Below are 15659 nucleotides of genomic sequence, written 5' to 3'. Positions count from 1 at the left end.
TACGCTCTGCTGCTTTGAGGGGGTGTCAAAGGCATTTGGGGCGGAAAGCAAAGCTTCCCGCCCCAACCGCAGTTTCGTCAGGATCAGCTCTTGAAAGAGGCCGTCCAGTAGTCTTCGATCTGCTTCACGAGCGTGTCCGGAAGCGGAACGTAGTCGAGCGAGGACGCTTCCTTCTGGCCCTTTTCGAGAGCCCACTTGAAGAAGGAGAAAGCAGCCTTGGAGCGCTCGGCGTCCTTCGGCTCCTTGTACATGATGGCCCAGGTGGTTGCCGTGATCGGCCAGGCCTTTTCGCCCGGAGCGTTGGTCATGATCAGGTAGAAGTCCTGGGCCTTGCCCCATTCTGCGCTTGCAGCGGCGGCCGAGAAGCTCTCGGCATTCGGCTTCGGATACTGACCGGCAGCGTTCTGAACGAGAACGAAGGGCAGCTTGTTCTGCAGGGCGTAGGCGTATTCGACGTAGCCGATGGAGTCCTTGACGCGGGTGACGTATGCGGCAACGCCTTCGTTGCCCTTGCCGCCGATACCGACCGGCCAGTTGACCGCGGTGCCTTCACCAACCTTCGACTTCCAGTCCGGGTTTACCTTTGAGAAGAAGTTCGTCCAGTTGAAGGAGGTGCCCGAGCCGTCCGAACGGTGAACAACAGCGATCTGGCTGTCGGGCAGCTTCAGGCCCGGGTTCAGGTCGGCGATTGCCTTGTCGTTCCACTTGGTGACGTTGCCGAGGTAGATGTCGGCGAGAACCTTGCCCGAAAGCTTCAATTCGCCTGATTTGATGCCCTTGACGTTGATGACGGGAACGATACCGCCGACGACCAGCGGGAACTGGCCGAAGCCGCCAGCGGTCAGGTCTTCCGGCTTGAGCGGAGCATCGGAAGCGCCGAAGTCAACCGTGGCAGCCTTGATCTGGGCAATACCGCCACCCGAACCGATCGACTGGTAGTTCAGCTTGTCGCCGGTTTCCTTGTTGTAGTCCGCGGACCACTTCGAAAGGACCGGGTAGACGAAGGTGGAGCCAGCGCCGGTAATGTCAGCAGCGGAGGCCGAGACTGCCAGAGCGGCAACCAGGCCAGCGCCGAGGCAGGCCGAAAGAAGTTTCTTGGTGAGCATTTGCGACTCTTCCCTGATGGAACTAGAGGACGACGAGGTCCGGCGCCATGGAGGGGGTGTCCATTGTCGAGAGCGCTGAATTTCCTCGTCACGGGAAGGCGGGCTAGGCGTCTATTATTACAGTTTGATGACAGCCGGAGGCAGGCGCCGCGACATGCAAAGCTGTGCATAAGCCGCTGAAGGCACTGACCTTCCGAATGAATCGCGCGTTAACAGGGCCTTACCGAAGGAGGTGCGGCCCTATTGCCGCAGGGCTGCGGTCGATTGCCGCAGCAATGCCTGAAAATGTCGCTTTCAGACGTCGAAATGCTCCCAAGCCGAACGGCAGCCAGAGCGCTAGCGCGATCTGCCTGGCATCACGCTGCATGCTCCCGGAGCTTGCTGGATATGTCGACTGCCGACATCGGTTTTCCGATCAGATAGCCTTGCAGTTGATCGCAGCCCGCCTCCCGCAGGATCTCAGCCTGGTGCGCATTTTCGATGCCTTCCGCGGTGACCGGAATCTGTAGCGCGGTCGCCAGGGAGATGGTTGCCCGAAGTACATCGGCGCCATTCGAGCTTTGGTCGAGGGCGGATACGAGCGAGCGGTCGATCTTCATTCGATCAAAGCCGAACTGCCGCAACGCGCCGATGCTCGCATAGCCGCAGCCAAAGTCATCAAGCGCGAATTTTATGCCAACCTGTTTGAGATGATCTATCGACCGGCGGGCCTGGTCCGGATTTGTCATGAGAACACCTTCGGTGATCTCCAATGTCAGGCGCTTCGGATCAAAATCGAGGCCCTGCAGGAGCGAGATCACTTCGGCGGCGAATTCCGGATTGCAGAGCTGGACCGGTGAAACGTTGACCGACAATGCCAGGCCTGGCCAGTTCTTGGCATGCTCGATCGATGTTTTCAGCATAAGGGTGCCTAGCGCATCGATGAGACCGCACCTTTCGGCGAGCGGAATGAAAATCTCCGGGCTTATGTTTCCTGTCGGAGTTCGCCAACGCGCCAATGCTTCAAGGCCCGTGACAGCGCCTGTCGCAGCAGAGACGAGAGGCTGGAAAAAGGCTTCGATCACACCATCGCTGATGGCGCTCTTCAACAGAGCTTCCATTTCGGCGACCTTCTGGCGCTCCCGATCGAGCTCCGGGTCGTATTCGATCGCTCGGCCCCTGCCATTTTCCTTGGCGCGGTAAAGCGCCATATCCGCCCTGCGGAGAAGCTCCAAGGGCGGCAGGTCTCCGTCAAGCGCGGCAGTGCCGATGCTTGCGCCAACTTCGATCGTCCGCCCATCGATCTTAAAGGGCTCGGCGAACAGCGCCAGAATAGTCGCTGCTATCTCTCCAGGCGCGGCAGACCCAATCTGCACCAGCGCAAACTCGTCGCCTCCCAACCGGGCCGCAGCGACGACTTCAGGGTGGCAGGCGACCAGGGCGTTCGAAACGATCCGGATCAGGTCATCGCCGACCGCATGCCCCCATGCGTCGTTGACAGCCTTGAACCCATCGAGATCGACCAGATAGAGCCGGGGCGGCGCAAGATCAGCGCCCTGCACTTCTTCCAGCAGTGCGAGAAGTCCTTGCCTGTTCAACAGGCCGCTCAGGCTATCGTGGTTCGCTTCGAAAATCGCTGCTTGTGCCAATTGGCGCAGGCGCCGCGCCTCGGAAGCGCCCACCAGGAGAACGCCCCCCAGGAACATCACAAGGATAATGATGGCGGCCGATATGTAAGGATAGACCTGGTGAAACACGGCGCTGCCGGGCGCTTTGCTCGGCCAAACAAGATGACCGATAACACCGCCCTGCATGTCCGTGATGGGTGTGTTCAAGAGGCCCGGCTCCGGCGCGGTCGCAAGGTGCAATCCGTCGAGTTCGTGTTCGTCCGAAAGAATGTCGAGAACTTCCGGCGTGAGATCCTTGTAGAGGCTCAGCACACTCAGCTTCGGAAGTTCGCCTTCTGCGGTGAAAGGTTGGATTGCCTGCGATACGATTAGCGCGATGCCCGTTTCGGTCCGGATGAAATTGACCACCGGCGCCTGTCCGGCATCGGCAGCCTTGTTGATCTGCTGGAAAAAGCCCTCGCCGAAAAAGGCGCTCGGCTGGAAAGGCTTACCTTTGGCATATGCGGAGACGATCGAAGATTGATCGGGGCCGATTACGACCGCGCCGTCATAGAGCGGGTAATCCGCGGTTGTTTTACCCCAGTTTTCATAGGCCCAGTCCGCCGCGCCTGGAGACGAGATCGCCTTATAGGCATCATCCCATACGGCGTTATCCGTGGTTGTCGCGCTCAAGCGATTGACAAGAGCTGCCATCGCCGCGCTGGCGGCGCGCGTGGCCCTGGCATCGTCGATCTCGTTTGCAGATCGTGTCATCGCGACGACGACATGGGCCATGAGGCCTGTCAGCGCGAGAGCGACGACAAGGAAGCATACGGTTGTCGCAATGATGGAAGACGTCTGAGACCGACCGCGTCTACGCGCAAGATTCGACGACATGCAAATCCCAAAAAGATGAATTGCAAGGGCATGTCTTTGGTGACGGCAGGAGACATCATGTCCGCAATGCGCTGCAGATGAGCTTTAGCATTTGATGATGTAGGCACTCTTAATAAGAAGGATCAAAAACCTTCTATCCGGCCCGGCGCTCAAACCTTGATCACATAATCCTTGCGAGTCGTTTCAACGACTTCCCAGGTTCCTTTAAAGCCCGGCCTCAGGACAAGGCGGTCGCCGGCCCTGAGATGGACCGGCTCGCCGCCATCCTCGGTCACGATCGAATAGCCGGAAAGCAGGCTGAAATATTCCCACTCCTCGTAGACGATCCGCCACTTGCCGGGTGTTGCCTCCCAGATGCCGGCGTAGAGGCCGCCCTCGGCCTCCTCGAGATTCCAGGTGCGAAATTGCGGATTACCCGAAATGATGCGTTCGGCCGCGGGAGCGCCGACTTCCGGTTCGACGCCGCCGATATCGAAGGAGATCGCGTTTGCCATGGTCAGCCTTTCCTTCAGTGTCCTTCGCGGCAAAGATTAAGCACAAAAAGAGCGACATCGGCAGAGTCAAAAACTCGCCGACCATCGCCCCGACTCTATTCGAATCGCACGCTGATCCTATGGCTGTATCCCAACAAACGCAGGCTGCAAAATTGCAAACCTTTGCTGCGGAGGACACTCCGTGTTCTTCGCCTGGCGTCTCGCCCAGCTGCAGTATTAGCACAAATTGATATATGTCCGAGAGCGTTGCTCTATGTGAAAATGCGTCCCCTAATCCCACAAGGGAGGCAACCATGAAGCCTTTTTGTGTCGCACTGACGATTTGCCTGTTGTTCGGGACGTCGGCAAGTCACTACGTCTCCCTTCCAGGTTATGCGTTCAGGACAGACCCGACTTGCCACCGCACCGTCTCTAAACTCCAGTTCGACAGGAGATGCGATTGGCCGAAAGTCGGAATAAAAGACTTTTCGCAGCCGAACCAGTTTGGCTTGGGGCTCTAAATGGTCCGCGATTTTCGTCCGATCGGACGAAAGCCGCGTCCGAGTCTATTCCACTCGGACACTGATCCCATGGTTGTATCCCGACAAATGTAGTCTGCAAAAATACAAGCGTTGCGAGGGACGCTCAGATCTTCGACAGCGACTGCTCGAGGTCGGCGATGATGTCCTTCACGTCCTCGATGCCAACGGAGAGGCGCACCACGTCCGGTCCGGCGCCTGCGGCGACCCTCTGCTCGTCGGTCAGCTGCCGGTGCGTGGTGGAGGCCGGATGGATCACGAGGGAGCGTGTATCGCCAATATTGGCGAGATGCGAGAAGAGTTCCAACCCCTCGACCAGCGCCTTGCCAGCCTCGTAGCCGCCCTTGACGCCGAAGGTGAAGACGGAGCCGGCGCCCTTGGGTGAATAGCGCTGCTGCAGGGCGTGGTTCGGATCATCTTCGAGGCCGGAATAATTCACCCAGGCGATCTTGGAATGGGCCTTCAGCCATTTGGCAACATCAATCGCATTGTCGCTATGACGCTGCATGCGTAGCGGCAGCGTCTCGATGCCGGTCAGGATCAGGAAAGCGTTGAAAGGCGAGATGGCCGGGCCGAGGTCGCGCAGGCCGAGCACACGGCAGGCGATCGCGAAGGCAAAATTGCCGAAAGTCTGGTGCAGTACGACGCCGTTATATTCCGGCCGCGGGCTGGAGAGCATCGGGTAATTGCCGGTCTTCGACCAGTCGAAGGTGCCGCCATCGACGATGATGCCGCCCATGGAATTGCCGTGGCCGCCGAGGAACTTGGTCAGGGAATGCACGACGATATCGGCACCGTGCTCGATTGGCCGGATGAGATAGGGTGTTGCCATGGTGTTGTCGACGATCAGCGGCAGGTCGTGACGGTGGGCGATTTCGGCGATCGCGGCAATATCGACGAAGGTGCCGCCCGGATTGGCAAGGCTTTCGATGAAGATCGCCCGCGTCTTGTCGTCGATCCTGCTCTCGAAATCACTGGGGTTCTCAGGGTCGGCCCAGCGTACCTGCCAGCCGAAATTCTCGAAGGCGTGGCCGAACTGATTGATCGATCCACCATAGAGGCGGCGGGCGGCGACGAAATTTTCGCCGGGGCGCATCAGCGTGTGGAAAACGACCATCTGCGCTGCATGACCGGAGGCGACTGCGAGCGCTGCCGTGCCGCCTTCAAGGGCTGCGACGCGCTCTTCCAGGACCGCCTGCGTCGGATTCATGATGCGGGTGTAGATATTGCCGAATTGCTGCAGGCCGAAGAGGGCTGCGGCGTGGTCGGAATCGTTGAAGACGAAGGCCGTGGTCTGGTAGATCGGTGTAATCCGCGCGCCGGTCGCCGGATCGGGCTGCGCGCCCGCATGGATCGCCAGCGTGTTGAATCCCGGATCGTTTTTGGCCATGTCGTCCTCCCGTACAATTGTTGACGGGCGCGATCATAGCCGCTCGAACATGAAAGTTAACCGCGATCTTTTTCAACCGCGGCGCGTTCCGGAGAAAATCCGTTCTGCCTGACAGCGTCAGCCGAAAAGACGCGGATACTCGATTGCCGGGCAGCGGTTCATGACGACCTTGATACCGCCGGCTTCGGCCTTGGCGGCGGCTGCATCGTCGCTCACGCCAAGCTGTGCCCACACGACCTGCGGGCGGGGATCAAGTGCCAATGCCTCGTCCACCACCCCGTCAAGATATTCGGATGCGCGGAAGACCTCGACCATGTCGACCGGTTCGGGGATGTCGGCAAGACGTGCGTAGACGGTCTGCCCGTGGATCTGCTTGCCCGCCTGCCCCGGATTAACGGGAATAACCTTGTAGCCGCGCGACAGGAGATAGCCCATGACACCATTGCTCGGCCGGGCCGGATTGGGCGAAGCCCCCGTCAGCGCGATGGTTTTGACGGATTTCAGAATACCGGAGAGGTAGTCGTCGGCATAGGCATCATGGTTCATATCTGCTGTCTCCTGGAATTGGATCTCACTCGCGATTCATTGAAACCGGCGGCCCGTTTGCGCGTATATATAGGTGCCGGAAATCTAAGGGAGAAATTGTGCCATGAAAAAAATCGCCGCTACCCTCGCGCTTGTGCTCGCCGCCTCGCCGGCGCTTGCGATCTCGCGCTACAATCCGCTCACCATGAGCTGCCAGAGCGTGCGGGCTGCGATCCACAACCAAGGCGCAGTCATCTTTCGCTACACTTCACCGCGCGGCCTTCCTCTCTACGACCGCTATGTCCGAAACAGCAACTACTGTGATGCGACCGACTATGCGGAATGGACGAGCATTCCTTCAAAGGACAACCCCAAGTGCCGGGTGCTGAACTGCCAGAACATAGACAACCTGGACGGGATGTTCTTCATTCCACACTATAGTCTCTAAGCGAGCATTCATTCGGAATTTTGAATATTATCGATCTTTTCGCATCTGCGAAAGGACTCGTCGTTCAATCTGCAGATACAAAATATCTCAAGAAACTCGCTTTGATTGCAAATTTACAACCATTTCAAAGTTATAGAATAATGTCTACATTTCAGCAGCATAGGATTGTCGACATTCTCTCGCCATGGCTGAACTTCACCTTTCATACACAATTTGATCACGATATGTTCATGTGTCCATTAGTAACATCTCATAGTTGTGTGAGGTGAGCGGAATTGAACGTATTTCGAGCGCACGCAGAAATTGCCACATCAATGGGCAATTGTTCGCTTCATCGATCCATGCTATTGAATTTGGACCGTGCGGAGTACACCTTACAGATCAAATCACGCAAACACAGGTTGTTATTTCAAGGCGGACTCAAACGGGAAAGCTGTGATGTTTTCCCATATTTTGCTGCAGTGCTCCCGGATCATTCACTTTGCCCCTCGACGTTATTCTTCTTGTCCTTTTCGGTGCGCTTCTGCACGCGACATGGAATGCCATCATCAAAGCCGGCAAGGACAAGTCACTTGATGCGGCGCTGATCTCTGCAGGCGGCGCTGTTGCCTCGCTGCCATTCCTGCCGTTGCTTCCCCTGCCGCAGCCCCAGGCCTGGCCGTTCATCGGCGCTTCCGCGATCCTGCAATTTGCCTATTTCCAGCTGGTGGCCGCGGCCTACAGGGCGGGCGATATCGGCCTCGTCTATCCGCTGATGCGCGGCGCAGCGCCCCTGCTCATCGTCGCCACCAGCGGCTTCATCCTCGGAGAGCATCTGACGGGTGGGGCGCTTGCCGGGACCCTGACGATCTGCGTCGGCATCCTCACCCTCGCCTTCGAAGCCCGCCACGGCAGCCGTCACGCGATAATGCTGGCGCTGATCAACGCCTGCGTCATCGCCACCTATACCTATGTGGACGGCATCGGCGCCCGGCGTTCCGGCAATGCGATTTCCTACACGCTGTGGATGTCGCTTCTGCCGCCGGTTCTCCTCTTTGCCTGGGCGGTTTCGCAGCGCGGTCTCGTAACTGTCGCCACTCACGTCAGGCGAAACTGGTGGCGCGGGCTGATCGGCGGCGCGGGCTCGATCGCCTCCTACGGCCTGGCACTCTGGGCGATGACGAAGGCCCCGGTCGCGACGGTGGCGGCGCTGCGGGAAACCGCCATCCTGTTCGCGCTTGTCATCTCGGTTCTGGTGCTGAAGGAAAAGGCCAGCGTCTGGCGCTACCTCGCCGGCATCATCATCGCGCTCGGCGGTCTGATCCTGAAGCTCGCCTGATCAGTCGCCCTTCCATTCGGGCGTGCGCTTTGCAAGAAAGGCACCGATGCCTTCCTGCGCATCGCCGGTCAGCATGCTGTCGACCATCACGCTTGCGGTATAGTCGTAGGCTTCCGCGATGGGCATTTCGAGCTGTCTGTAAAAGGCTTCCTTGCCGATCCTCAACGCCTCCGGCGACTTCGAGGCAATGACGGATGCGTATTTGCTGACCACCTGGGTGAGGTACTGCTTCGGTACAATGCGGTTGACCAGACCGAAATCCTTTGCCGTCGAGGCGTCGATCGTCTCGCCCGTCAGCAGCATCTCCATCGCCTGCTTGCGGTGGGCGGCGCGCGAAACGGCGACAGCCGGCGTCGAGCAGAAAAGGCCGATATTGACGCCTGGCGTGCAGAAGGTCGACGTATCCGTGCAGATCGCAAGATCGCAGCTTGCGACGAGCTGGCAGCCTGCTGCCGTCGCGAGCCCATCGATCTCGGCGATGACCGGCTTCGGCAAACGACTGATCTCCAGCATCAGATCCGCAGCCAGCGCAAAGGTTTCTTCGAAGAAGGCGACGCCGTCGTCCTCGTCGGCGCGGTGCGCAGTCAATTCCTTCAGGTCATGACCAGCGGAAAAGACATTTCCTGTCGAGGCGATGACGACGATGCGTACGTCCTGGTCATCTGCCGCACCCTGCAACTCGCCAATCAGCGTTTCCATGACTGATATAGAGAGCGCATTGGCCGGTGGATTGTTGAGCGTCAGGCGCAATATGCCGCCGGAAAGCTGGCGAAGCACGAGGGCGCCCTCGCCCGAATTGTTGTTGTCCTTGCGGAAGGATACGATCTCGGCCATGGCATGTTCCTGTGCTGTCTGTATCCGTCCTTGTGCCACAAGGGTGGGGCGATTTCGAGCCGAATACGAACGTGCGTGACTTTCCGGATGCGAAACTTCCTGTTTTCGAGCGCACTAAAGTGAGGTATCATTATACCTCACACTTAACCTGTTGTTTTTTCTATGCTATTTTTCCGACCGCCAGAATGGCTTGTATTGACCGGCTAATCGATTGCCGCTATAAGCCGCGCCGGAAATGCAGCCTTTCGGGGCTGTTTTCTTTTTTGGTCTGTCTTTCGAGCAGCCAAGCCAAGCAACAAGAAACGCCCCATCGCCTTCGGGCACGGGGATCCAAAAGAGAGTAACAACTATGGCAACCTTCTCCCAGAAGCCTGCAGAGGTGGAGAAGAAGTGGGTCGTCATCGACGCCGAAGGGCTCGTCGTTGGCCGTCTCGCTTCCGTTATCGCTATGCGTCTGCGTGGCAAGCACAAGGCAACTTTCACGCCTCACGTTGACGACGGCGACAATGTTATCGTCATCAACGCTGACAAGGTCGTTTTCACCGGCAAGAAGTATTCCGACAAGGTTTACTACTGGCACACCGGTTATGCCGGCGGCATCAAGGAGCGTACTGCTCGCCAGATCATCGAAGGCCGCTTCCCGGAGCGCGTCCTCGAGAAGGCTGTTGAGCGCATGGTTCCCCGCGGCCCGCTCGGCCGTCGCCAGATGAAGAACCTGCGTGTATACGCCGGCCCGAACCATCCCCACGAAGCACAGCAGCCGTCCGTCCTCGACGTCGCCTCGCTGAACAAGAAGAACGTAAGGAGCGCCTGATAAATGGCTGACCTTTCCTCCCTGAAGGATCTCGGCACGTCGACTGAAGTAGCAGCTGCTGCTCCGGCTCACGTCCGCAAGGTCGACTCGCTTGGCCGTTCCTACGCGACCGGTAAGCGCAAGAACGCCGTTGCCCGCGTATGGGTCAAGCCGGGCTCCGGCAAGATCATCGTCAACGGCAAGGAATTCGCGGAATATTTCGCACGTCCGGTTCTGCAGATGATCCTGCGCCAGCCGATCGTTGCTGCTGCCCGTGACGGCCAGTTCGACATCATTGCAACCGTCGCAGGCGGCGGTCTCTCCGGCCAGGCCGGTGCTGTTCGCCACGGTCTGTCCAAGGCCCTCACCTACTTCGAACCGGGCCTGCGCTCGGTCCTGAAGAAGGGTGGCTTCCTGACCCGCGACAGCCGCGTCGTCGAACGTAAGAAGTACGGTAAGGCCAAGGCCCGCCGTTCGTTCCAGTTCTCGAAGCGCTAATCGCTTTCGGACATGCTTTCATGGAAAGGCCGGGTTTTCGCCCGGCCTTTTCTTTATTCCGGCTTGTTGAAGAAGGCTTCCAGCCGATATCCATCAGGATCGATGATGAAGGCGGCATAATAGAACTGGCTGTAGTCCAGGCGGATGCCCGGTGCGCCATTGTCCTCGCCACCATTGGCAAGTGCTGCAGCATAGAAGGCGTTGACGGCCTCCTCGCTCGTGGCGACGAAACAGAAATGCAGCCCCGAGCCGCGATCGGCCGGCACTGGGCGCTCCACTTCACTCACCCAGAAGGCAGGCCTCTCGGTGCCGTATCCCATCGTTCCGTCGAAATTCGACAGCCGTTCATAGCCGAGCGCCGCCAGTGCCGCATCGTAAAACTGGCGCGATCTATCGAGGCTTTTTACCCCGATTGAAATGTGGTCGAACATTGCTCGTGGCTCCTTCCTGGTTTAGTCGGCGCAGCTTCTTGGAAGCGGTTTGCGAAGTCAACGCGCTACTCGCCTATTGTCGCCGGTACTGCCGGCTGTTAAAGCCACGTCAGATTTCAGACCGGACAAGACAGGACCTGACATGGGAGCCACCCCGTCCGCAGACAGATAGGCCGCAGCAACCTTTTGAAGTTGTTGCGGCATCTGTCCAATCAATCCAGACTGCGATGAGAAGGCAGATCGCCGCCGGATGAACTCATTCGAGCGGATGAATAGCTATGCCTTCCCAAAACAGGAACTGGACTTGCTCCCTGCCGGCAGCGCTGCTGCTTCTGGCGCCCTTCGATATCCTGGCCTCGCTTGCCATGGACATCTACCTCCCCGTCGTTCCGACGATGCCCGAAGCACTCGGCACATCGGCGACAGTCGTTCAACTGACCCTCAGTCTCTACATGCTCATTCTCGGCGCCGGCCAGATGCTCTTCGGACCCCTGTCGGACCGGATCGGCCGGCGTCCGGTGCTGCTTGGCGGCGCGCTGCTGTTTGCGATCTCTTCGCTGTTGCTCGCAGCCACTTCGTCGGCCGCACTGTTCGTCGTGCTGCGCCTGCTTCAGGCGGCCGGCGCGTCGGCGGCACTTGTGGCGACCTTCGCAACGGTGCGCGATGTCTACGCAGCGAGGCCGGAAGGCGCCATCATCTACAGCCTGCTTGGCGCGATCCTCTCCTTCGTGCCGGCGCTCGGACCGATCGCCGGCGCACTGATTGCCGATCATGTCGGGTGGCGCGCCATCTTCCTGTTGCTCGGCGGACTGATGCTTGCGTCGGTCCTCAACGCCCTGAGAGGTTGGCACGAAACAAGGCCTGCGGCATCAGCCGCGGCAACGATCAGCATGCGTTCAATCCTGACGAATGCGCATTTCTGGACCTACACGACAGGCTTCGGTGCGGCGATGGGCGCCTTCTTCGTGTTCTTTTCCACCGCACCTCGTGTGCTGATCGATCATGCCGGCTTTTCGGGTCTCGCCTTCAGCCTTTCCTTTGCCACGGCGGCAGCGGTGATGATCCTATCCGCACGCTTTGCCAGCCGCTTCGTCGCGCTATGGGGAATGGCCGGAAGCCTTGCCCGCGGCATGGGCCTGCTTCTTGTCGGCGCGTTGCTCCTCGGCCTCGGCGAGGTGCTGCTTGCCCCCTCGTTCGCCAGCTTCGTCCTGCCGATGTGGGTGATCGCCGTCGGCATCGTGCTGACGACCTCGGTTACGGCAAACGGGGCGCTGGCGGCCTTTGGCCAAACAGCAGGAACGGCGGTTGCACTCTACTTCTGTGTCGAGAGCCTGATCGTCGGCTGCATCGGCACGCTCTTTGTGCTGCTGTTGGACGGTAATACGGCATGGCCACTCGCCGGCTATTGCACGGTGTTGGGTGTTATCACCCTGTTTGCACTGTGGCGCATCCGCGCTCGCAGCTGATGCCAAAGGGCGGCGGAAAAGATCCGCCGCCCGGCTTGAAATGTGATTCCTTGAAATCTGCAGGAAGCTCGCCTACCCCTTCCTTCAGAGACAAGGAATCCGATCATGCCCTCTGCCAAACCCTCACCCTTCGCCACCACGCCCGAACCGCCCTATTACGTCGTGACCTTCTCGTCCGTTCGCACCGAGGGCGACAATGGCTATGGCGCCATGGCAGACCGGATGGCGGAGCTCGCGCTGCAGCAGCCGGGCTGTCTTGGGGCCGAAAGCGCGCGGGATGCCGATGGCTTCGGCATTACCAATTCCTACTGGGCCGACGGGGAAAGCCTGAAGGCCTGGAAGCAGGTCGCAAACCATCTCGCCGCCCAGCGCCTCGGCCGTGAGCGCTGGTACAAGCAATATAAGGTTCGCATTGCGCGGGTAGAACGCGCATATGACTTTACCGCAGAGGAGCAAGCTTCCCATGGCGAATAAGACCATCGACCATGCCTTCACGGCGCAGAGCCTGACATCGGCCGCCTCCGATCCGACCTTTGCCGGCGCGCTCTCCTTCATGCGCCGCCGCTTCACCAAGGATCTGACAGGAGCCGATGCCGCCGTCTGGGGCATTCCCTTCGATGCCGCGACCTCCAACCGGCCGGGCACGCGTTTCGGGCCGCAGGCGATCCGCCGGGCGTCGGCGATCTTCGACAATGATCCGCAATATCCGTTTCAGCGCGATCTCTTCGCCGAAATGGCCGTCATCGACTACGGCGACTGCCTGCTCGACTACGGCAATCATCAGGATACGCCTGCAGCCATAGAGCGGCAGGCGAGCGCCATTCTCGACAGCGGCGCCTTCCTGCTCACCCTCGGCGGCGATCATTACGTCACCTGGCCGCTGCTGAAGGCGCATGTCGGTCGCCACGGCCCGCTGGCGCTCGTGCAGTTCGACGCGCATCAGGACACGTGGCTGGACGACGAACGCCGTATCGACCACGGCTCCTTCGTGGCTCGTGCAGTCCGCGCCGGTCTCATCGATCCCGACCGCTCGATCCAGATCGGCATCCGTACGCATGCGCCAGAAGATTTCGGCATCCACCTGGTTTATGGCCATCAGGTCGAAGAGATGAGCGCATCGGATATCGCTTCGACGATCATCTCGCATACGAAGGGCTCGCCCGCCTATCTGACCTTCGATATCGACTGCCTGGACCCGGCCTTTGCACCCGGCACCGGCACGCCGGTTGCCGGCGGTCCTTCCAGTGCAAAGATCCTTTCCGTGCTGCAGCGGCTGAAACAGCTCGATATCCGCGGCGCCGACATCGTCGAAGTCTCTCCGCCCTATGACCATGCCGACATCACCGCCATTGCGGGGGCGACGGTCGCAATGTATATGCTGGGCCTCCACGCCGAACGGCGCGCAACGGCAGGATGACTGCTGTTATCAAATTGATTCAACTTCATGGCAAACTGATTCCGGAAACAATCCGAACTCGCTGAAAGTGCAGGATAATCATGGCAGCAAAGATCTTCATCGATGGCGAAGCTGGAACGACGGGTCTGCAGATCCGCGAGCGTCTGGCGGAGCGCCGCGATCTTGAGCTGCTGTCGATCCCGACCGAAAGCCGCAAGGACAAGGCAGTACGTGCCGCCCTGCTCAACGAGGCCGATATCGCCATCCTCTGCCTGCCTGACGATGCCGCCAAGGAAAGCGTCAGCCTGATCGAAAACGACCGTACCAAGGTGATCGACGCCTCGACGGCGCATCGCGTCGCCGAAGGCTGGGCCTATGGCTTTCCGGAAATGAGCAAGGAGCAGGCGGGCGTCATCGCCTCGGCCAAGCGCGTCGCCAATCCAGGCTGCTGGCCGCAGGGACCGATCGCCACGCTGCGCCCGCTGATCGAGGCCGGGCTCATTCCCTCGGACTTCCCGGTCACGGTCAACGGCATCTCCGGTTACACCGGCGGCGGCCGCACCATGATCGAGGATTATGTCGCCAAGGGCGAGGATGCGCCGGAATACATGCCCTACGGCCTGAGCTTCAAGCACAAGCACCTGCCGGAATTGCAGCGCTACGCCAAGCTTTCGGGCGTCCCGTTTTTCCAGCCGGTGGTCGGCAATTTTGCGCAGGGCATGGTCGTGACCGTACCGCTGCAGCTCTCGCATCTGCCCAAGGCGCCTAAGGGTGCCGAGCTGCATGCCGCGATCGCCGACTATTATGCCGGAATCAAGGGCTTCGTCGAAGTCGCCGCCTTCGAGACGACGGAGCGCACCCCAGAGCTCAACCCCGAAATCTACAACGACACTAACCGCATGCGCCTGCACGTCTTTGCCAATGACGATACGGCTCAGGCGCTTCTCGTCGCCGTTTACGACAATCTCGGCAAGGGCGCATCGGGCGCCGCTGTCCAGAACATGGATCTGATGCTGGGCGCGTGACATCAGGCATTTGCCTGTTGTCAGATGAGTGCGCGACGACAGGGCTTGGCGCCCTATTTTCAAATCCAAAATATGGAGCCCGATCGATGACGCTGGAAGCGCTGGTGACCGGCTTGCGGGCCTGGTTTGATGCCGCGCTGCCCGATCACGGCATCTACGCGCTTATCGTCTTTGCCTTCGTCGCCGGCCTTGCCCGCGGCTTTTCCGGTTTCGGCGCAGCGCTCATCTTCATTCCGCTTGCCGGCGCCGTCATCGGGCCGAAGCTCACCTCGCCTGTATTGCTCGTCATCGACGGGCTCGCGACGCTCGGCATGATCCCGGCCGCATGGCGCGGGGCGGACAGGCGCGAGGTCTTCACGATGGCAGCAGGTGCCGCCCTCGGTGTTCCGGCCGGAACGGCGGTTTTGGCGCTCATGAACCCGCTTTTGTTGCGCTGGATCATCTCGGCGATCGCCATCTGCCTTCTCGCGCTGCTTGTCTCCGGCTGGCGCTATCATGGCAAGCCGATCGCTCCGCTCAGCGCAGCGATCGGCCTTGTTGCCGGTCTCTTCAGCGGCGCGGCACAGCTCGGCGGGCCACCCGTCGTCGCCTACTGGCTTGGTGGCAAAAGCAACTTCACGCGTGTGCGCTCAAACGTCATCCTCTACTTTTCGATCTCCACGGTCTTCAGCTTCGTCAGCTATTATTTCGGCGGGCTGTTCGTCTCCACGGTTTTTGCGCTTACGATCGTCACGCTGCCTGCCTATGCCGCCGGCCTCTGGGGCGGTTCGAAGCTGTTCGGGTTCGCCAAGGAGAGCACCTTCCGCGTGACCTGCTACATTCTGATCGCAGCCTCGGCGATCGGCGGCATGCCTGTGTTCGACAGTCTGCTTCGGTAGTCCCCGACATGATTGCCCGTCTGATATGAAAGCCTTACACTCTCCCATATGAGGGG

At 59.7% G+C, this 15659-nt stretch carries 16 protein-coding genes; 9 read left to right on the top strand and 7 right to left on the bottom strand.

Going from position 1 to position 15659, the window contains the following annotated elements; all coding sequences use genetic code 11:
- Positions 1 to 83: 83 nt before the first annotated feature.
- The 5 genes from pstS to LVY75_16670 all read right to left on the bottom strand — a co-directional run bounded on the left by pstS (position 84) and on the right by LVY75_16670 (position 6537).
- A complete protein-coding gene (gene pstS / locus LVY75_16690; GenBank protein ID XAZ24829.1) occupies positions 84 to 1106 on the bottom strand; it encodes a phosphate ABC transporter substrate-binding protein PstS in 1023 nt (340 codons plus the stop codon).
- A gap of 356 nt (positions 1107 to 1462) precedes the next feature.
- Positions 1463 to 3589 (bottom strand): EAL domain-containing protein, encoded by a 2127-nt coding sequence (locus LVY75_16685; protein XAZ24828.1) that lies wholly within the window; start codon positions 3587 to 3589, stop codon positions 1463 to 1465.
- A gap of 149 nt (positions 3590 to 3738) precedes the next feature.
- The gene (locus LVY75_16680; GenBank protein ID XAZ24827.1) at positions 3739 to 4083 is read right to left on the bottom strand and encodes a cupin domain-containing protein; all 345 of its coding nucleotides are present in this window, start codon (positions 4081 to 4083) and stop codon (positions 3739 to 3741) included.
- Positions 4084 to 4707: 624 nt separating this feature from the next.
- Positions 4708 to 5991, bottom strand: coding sequence for an O-acetylhomoserine aminocarboxypropyltransferase (locus LVY75_16675; GenBank protein ID XAZ24826.1), 1284 nt, complete (start codon positions 5989 to 5991; stop codon positions 4708 to 4710).
- A gap of 117 nt (positions 5992 to 6108) precedes the next feature.
- Positions 6109 to 6537, bottom strand: a complete 429-nt coding sequence (locus LVY75_16670; GenBank protein XAZ24825.1) for a CoA-binding protein — start codon at positions 6535 to 6537, stop codon at positions 6109 to 6111.
- A 103-nt stretch (positions 6538 to 6640) separates the two neighbouring features.
- Here LVY75_16670 and LVY75_16665 point away from each other — a divergent pair, with 103 nt between their 5' ends.
- Together LVY75_16665 and LVY75_16660 are read left to right on the top strand one after the other, a co-directional pair.
- On the top strand, positions 6641 to 6964 hold the full coding sequence (locus LVY75_16665) for a hypothetical protein (GenBank protein ID XAZ24824.1): 324 nt from the start codon (positions 6641 to 6643) through the stop codon (positions 6962 to 6964).
- A 481-nt stretch (positions 6965 to 7445) separates the two neighbouring features.
- A complete protein-coding gene (locus tag LVY75_16660) occupies positions 7446 to 8282 on the top strand; it encodes a DMT family transporter (GenBank protein ID XAZ24823.1) in 837 nt (278 codons plus the stop codon).
- On the opposite strand, the gene LVY75_16655 is transcribed toward LVY75_16660, so the two are convergent.
- On the bottom strand, positions 8283 to 9116 hold the full coding sequence (locus tag LVY75_16655; protein ID XAZ24822.1) for an enoyl-CoA hydratase: 834 nt from the start codon (positions 9114 to 9116) through the stop codon (positions 8283 to 8285). It lies immediately after the preceding gene.
- A 349-nt stretch (positions 9117 to 9465) separates the two neighbouring features.
- Between LVY75_16655 and rplM the strand changes: the two genes are divergently transcribed.
- Both rplM and rpsI read left to right on the top strand, forming a co-directional pair.
- Entirely contained in the window at positions 9466 to 9930 is a 465-nt protein-coding gene (gene rplM / locus LVY75_16650) for a 50S ribosomal protein L13 (GenBank protein XAZ24821.1), read from the top strand.
- Positions 9931 to 9933: 3 nt separating this feature from the next.
- A complete protein-coding gene (rpsI, locus tag LVY75_16645; protein XAZ24820.1) occupies positions 9934 to 10407 on the top strand; it encodes a 30S ribosomal protein S9 in 474 nt (157 codons plus the stop codon).
- Positions 10408 to 10460: 53 nt separating this feature from the next.
- On the opposite strand, the gene LVY75_16640 is transcribed toward rpsI, so the two are convergent.
- Positions 10461 to 10838, bottom strand: coding sequence for a VOC family protein (locus tag LVY75_16640; GenBank protein ID XAZ24819.1), 378 nt, complete (start codon positions 10836 to 10838; stop codon positions 10461 to 10463).
- Between the two features lie 272 nt (positions 10839 to 11110).
- Between LVY75_16640 and cml the strand changes: the two genes are divergently transcribed.
- From cml to LVY75_16615, 5 genes are all read left to right on the top strand, one after another.
- Complete coding sequence (gene cml, locus LVY75_16635) at positions 11111 to 12304, top strand: CmlA/FloR family chloramphenicol efflux MFS transporter (GenBank protein XAZ25739.1); 1194 nt, start codon at positions 11111 to 11113, stop codon at positions 12302 to 12304.
- A gap of 105 nt (positions 12305 to 12409) precedes the next feature.
- Entirely contained in the window at positions 12410 to 12778 is a 369-nt protein-coding gene (locus LVY75_16630) for an antibiotic biosynthesis monooxygenase (GenBank protein ID XAZ24818.1), read from the top strand.
- Positions 12768 to 13721 (top strand): agmatinase, encoded by a 954-nt coding sequence (speB, locus tag LVY75_16625; GenBank protein ID XAZ24817.1) that lies wholly within the window; start codon positions 12768 to 12770, stop codon positions 13719 to 13721. Before LVY75_16630 ends, speB begins: the two co-directional genes overlap by 11 nt.
- 80 nt (positions 13722 to 13801) lie before the next feature.
- Positions 13802 to 14725 (top strand): N-acetyl-gamma-glutamyl-phosphate reductase, encoded by a 924-nt coding sequence (argC, locus tag LVY75_16620; protein XAZ24816.1) that lies wholly within the window; start codon positions 13802 to 13804, stop codon positions 14723 to 14725.
- Between the two features lie 86 nt (positions 14726 to 14811).
- On the top strand, positions 14812 to 15603 hold the full coding sequence (locus LVY75_16615) for a sulfite exporter TauE/SafE family protein (GenBank protein XAZ24815.1): 792 nt from the start codon (positions 14812 to 14814) through the stop codon (positions 15601 to 15603).
- Positions 15604 to 15659: the final 56 nt, after the last annotated feature.

This window comes from Sinorhizobium sp. B11 (assembly GCA_039725955.1).
GTDB lineage: Bacteria > Pseudomonadota > Alphaproteobacteria > Rhizobiales > Rhizobiaceae > Rhizobium.
The sequence above is the reverse complement of the archived record's forward strand: the minus strand, read 5'-3'. Positions and strand labels throughout refer to the sequence as shown.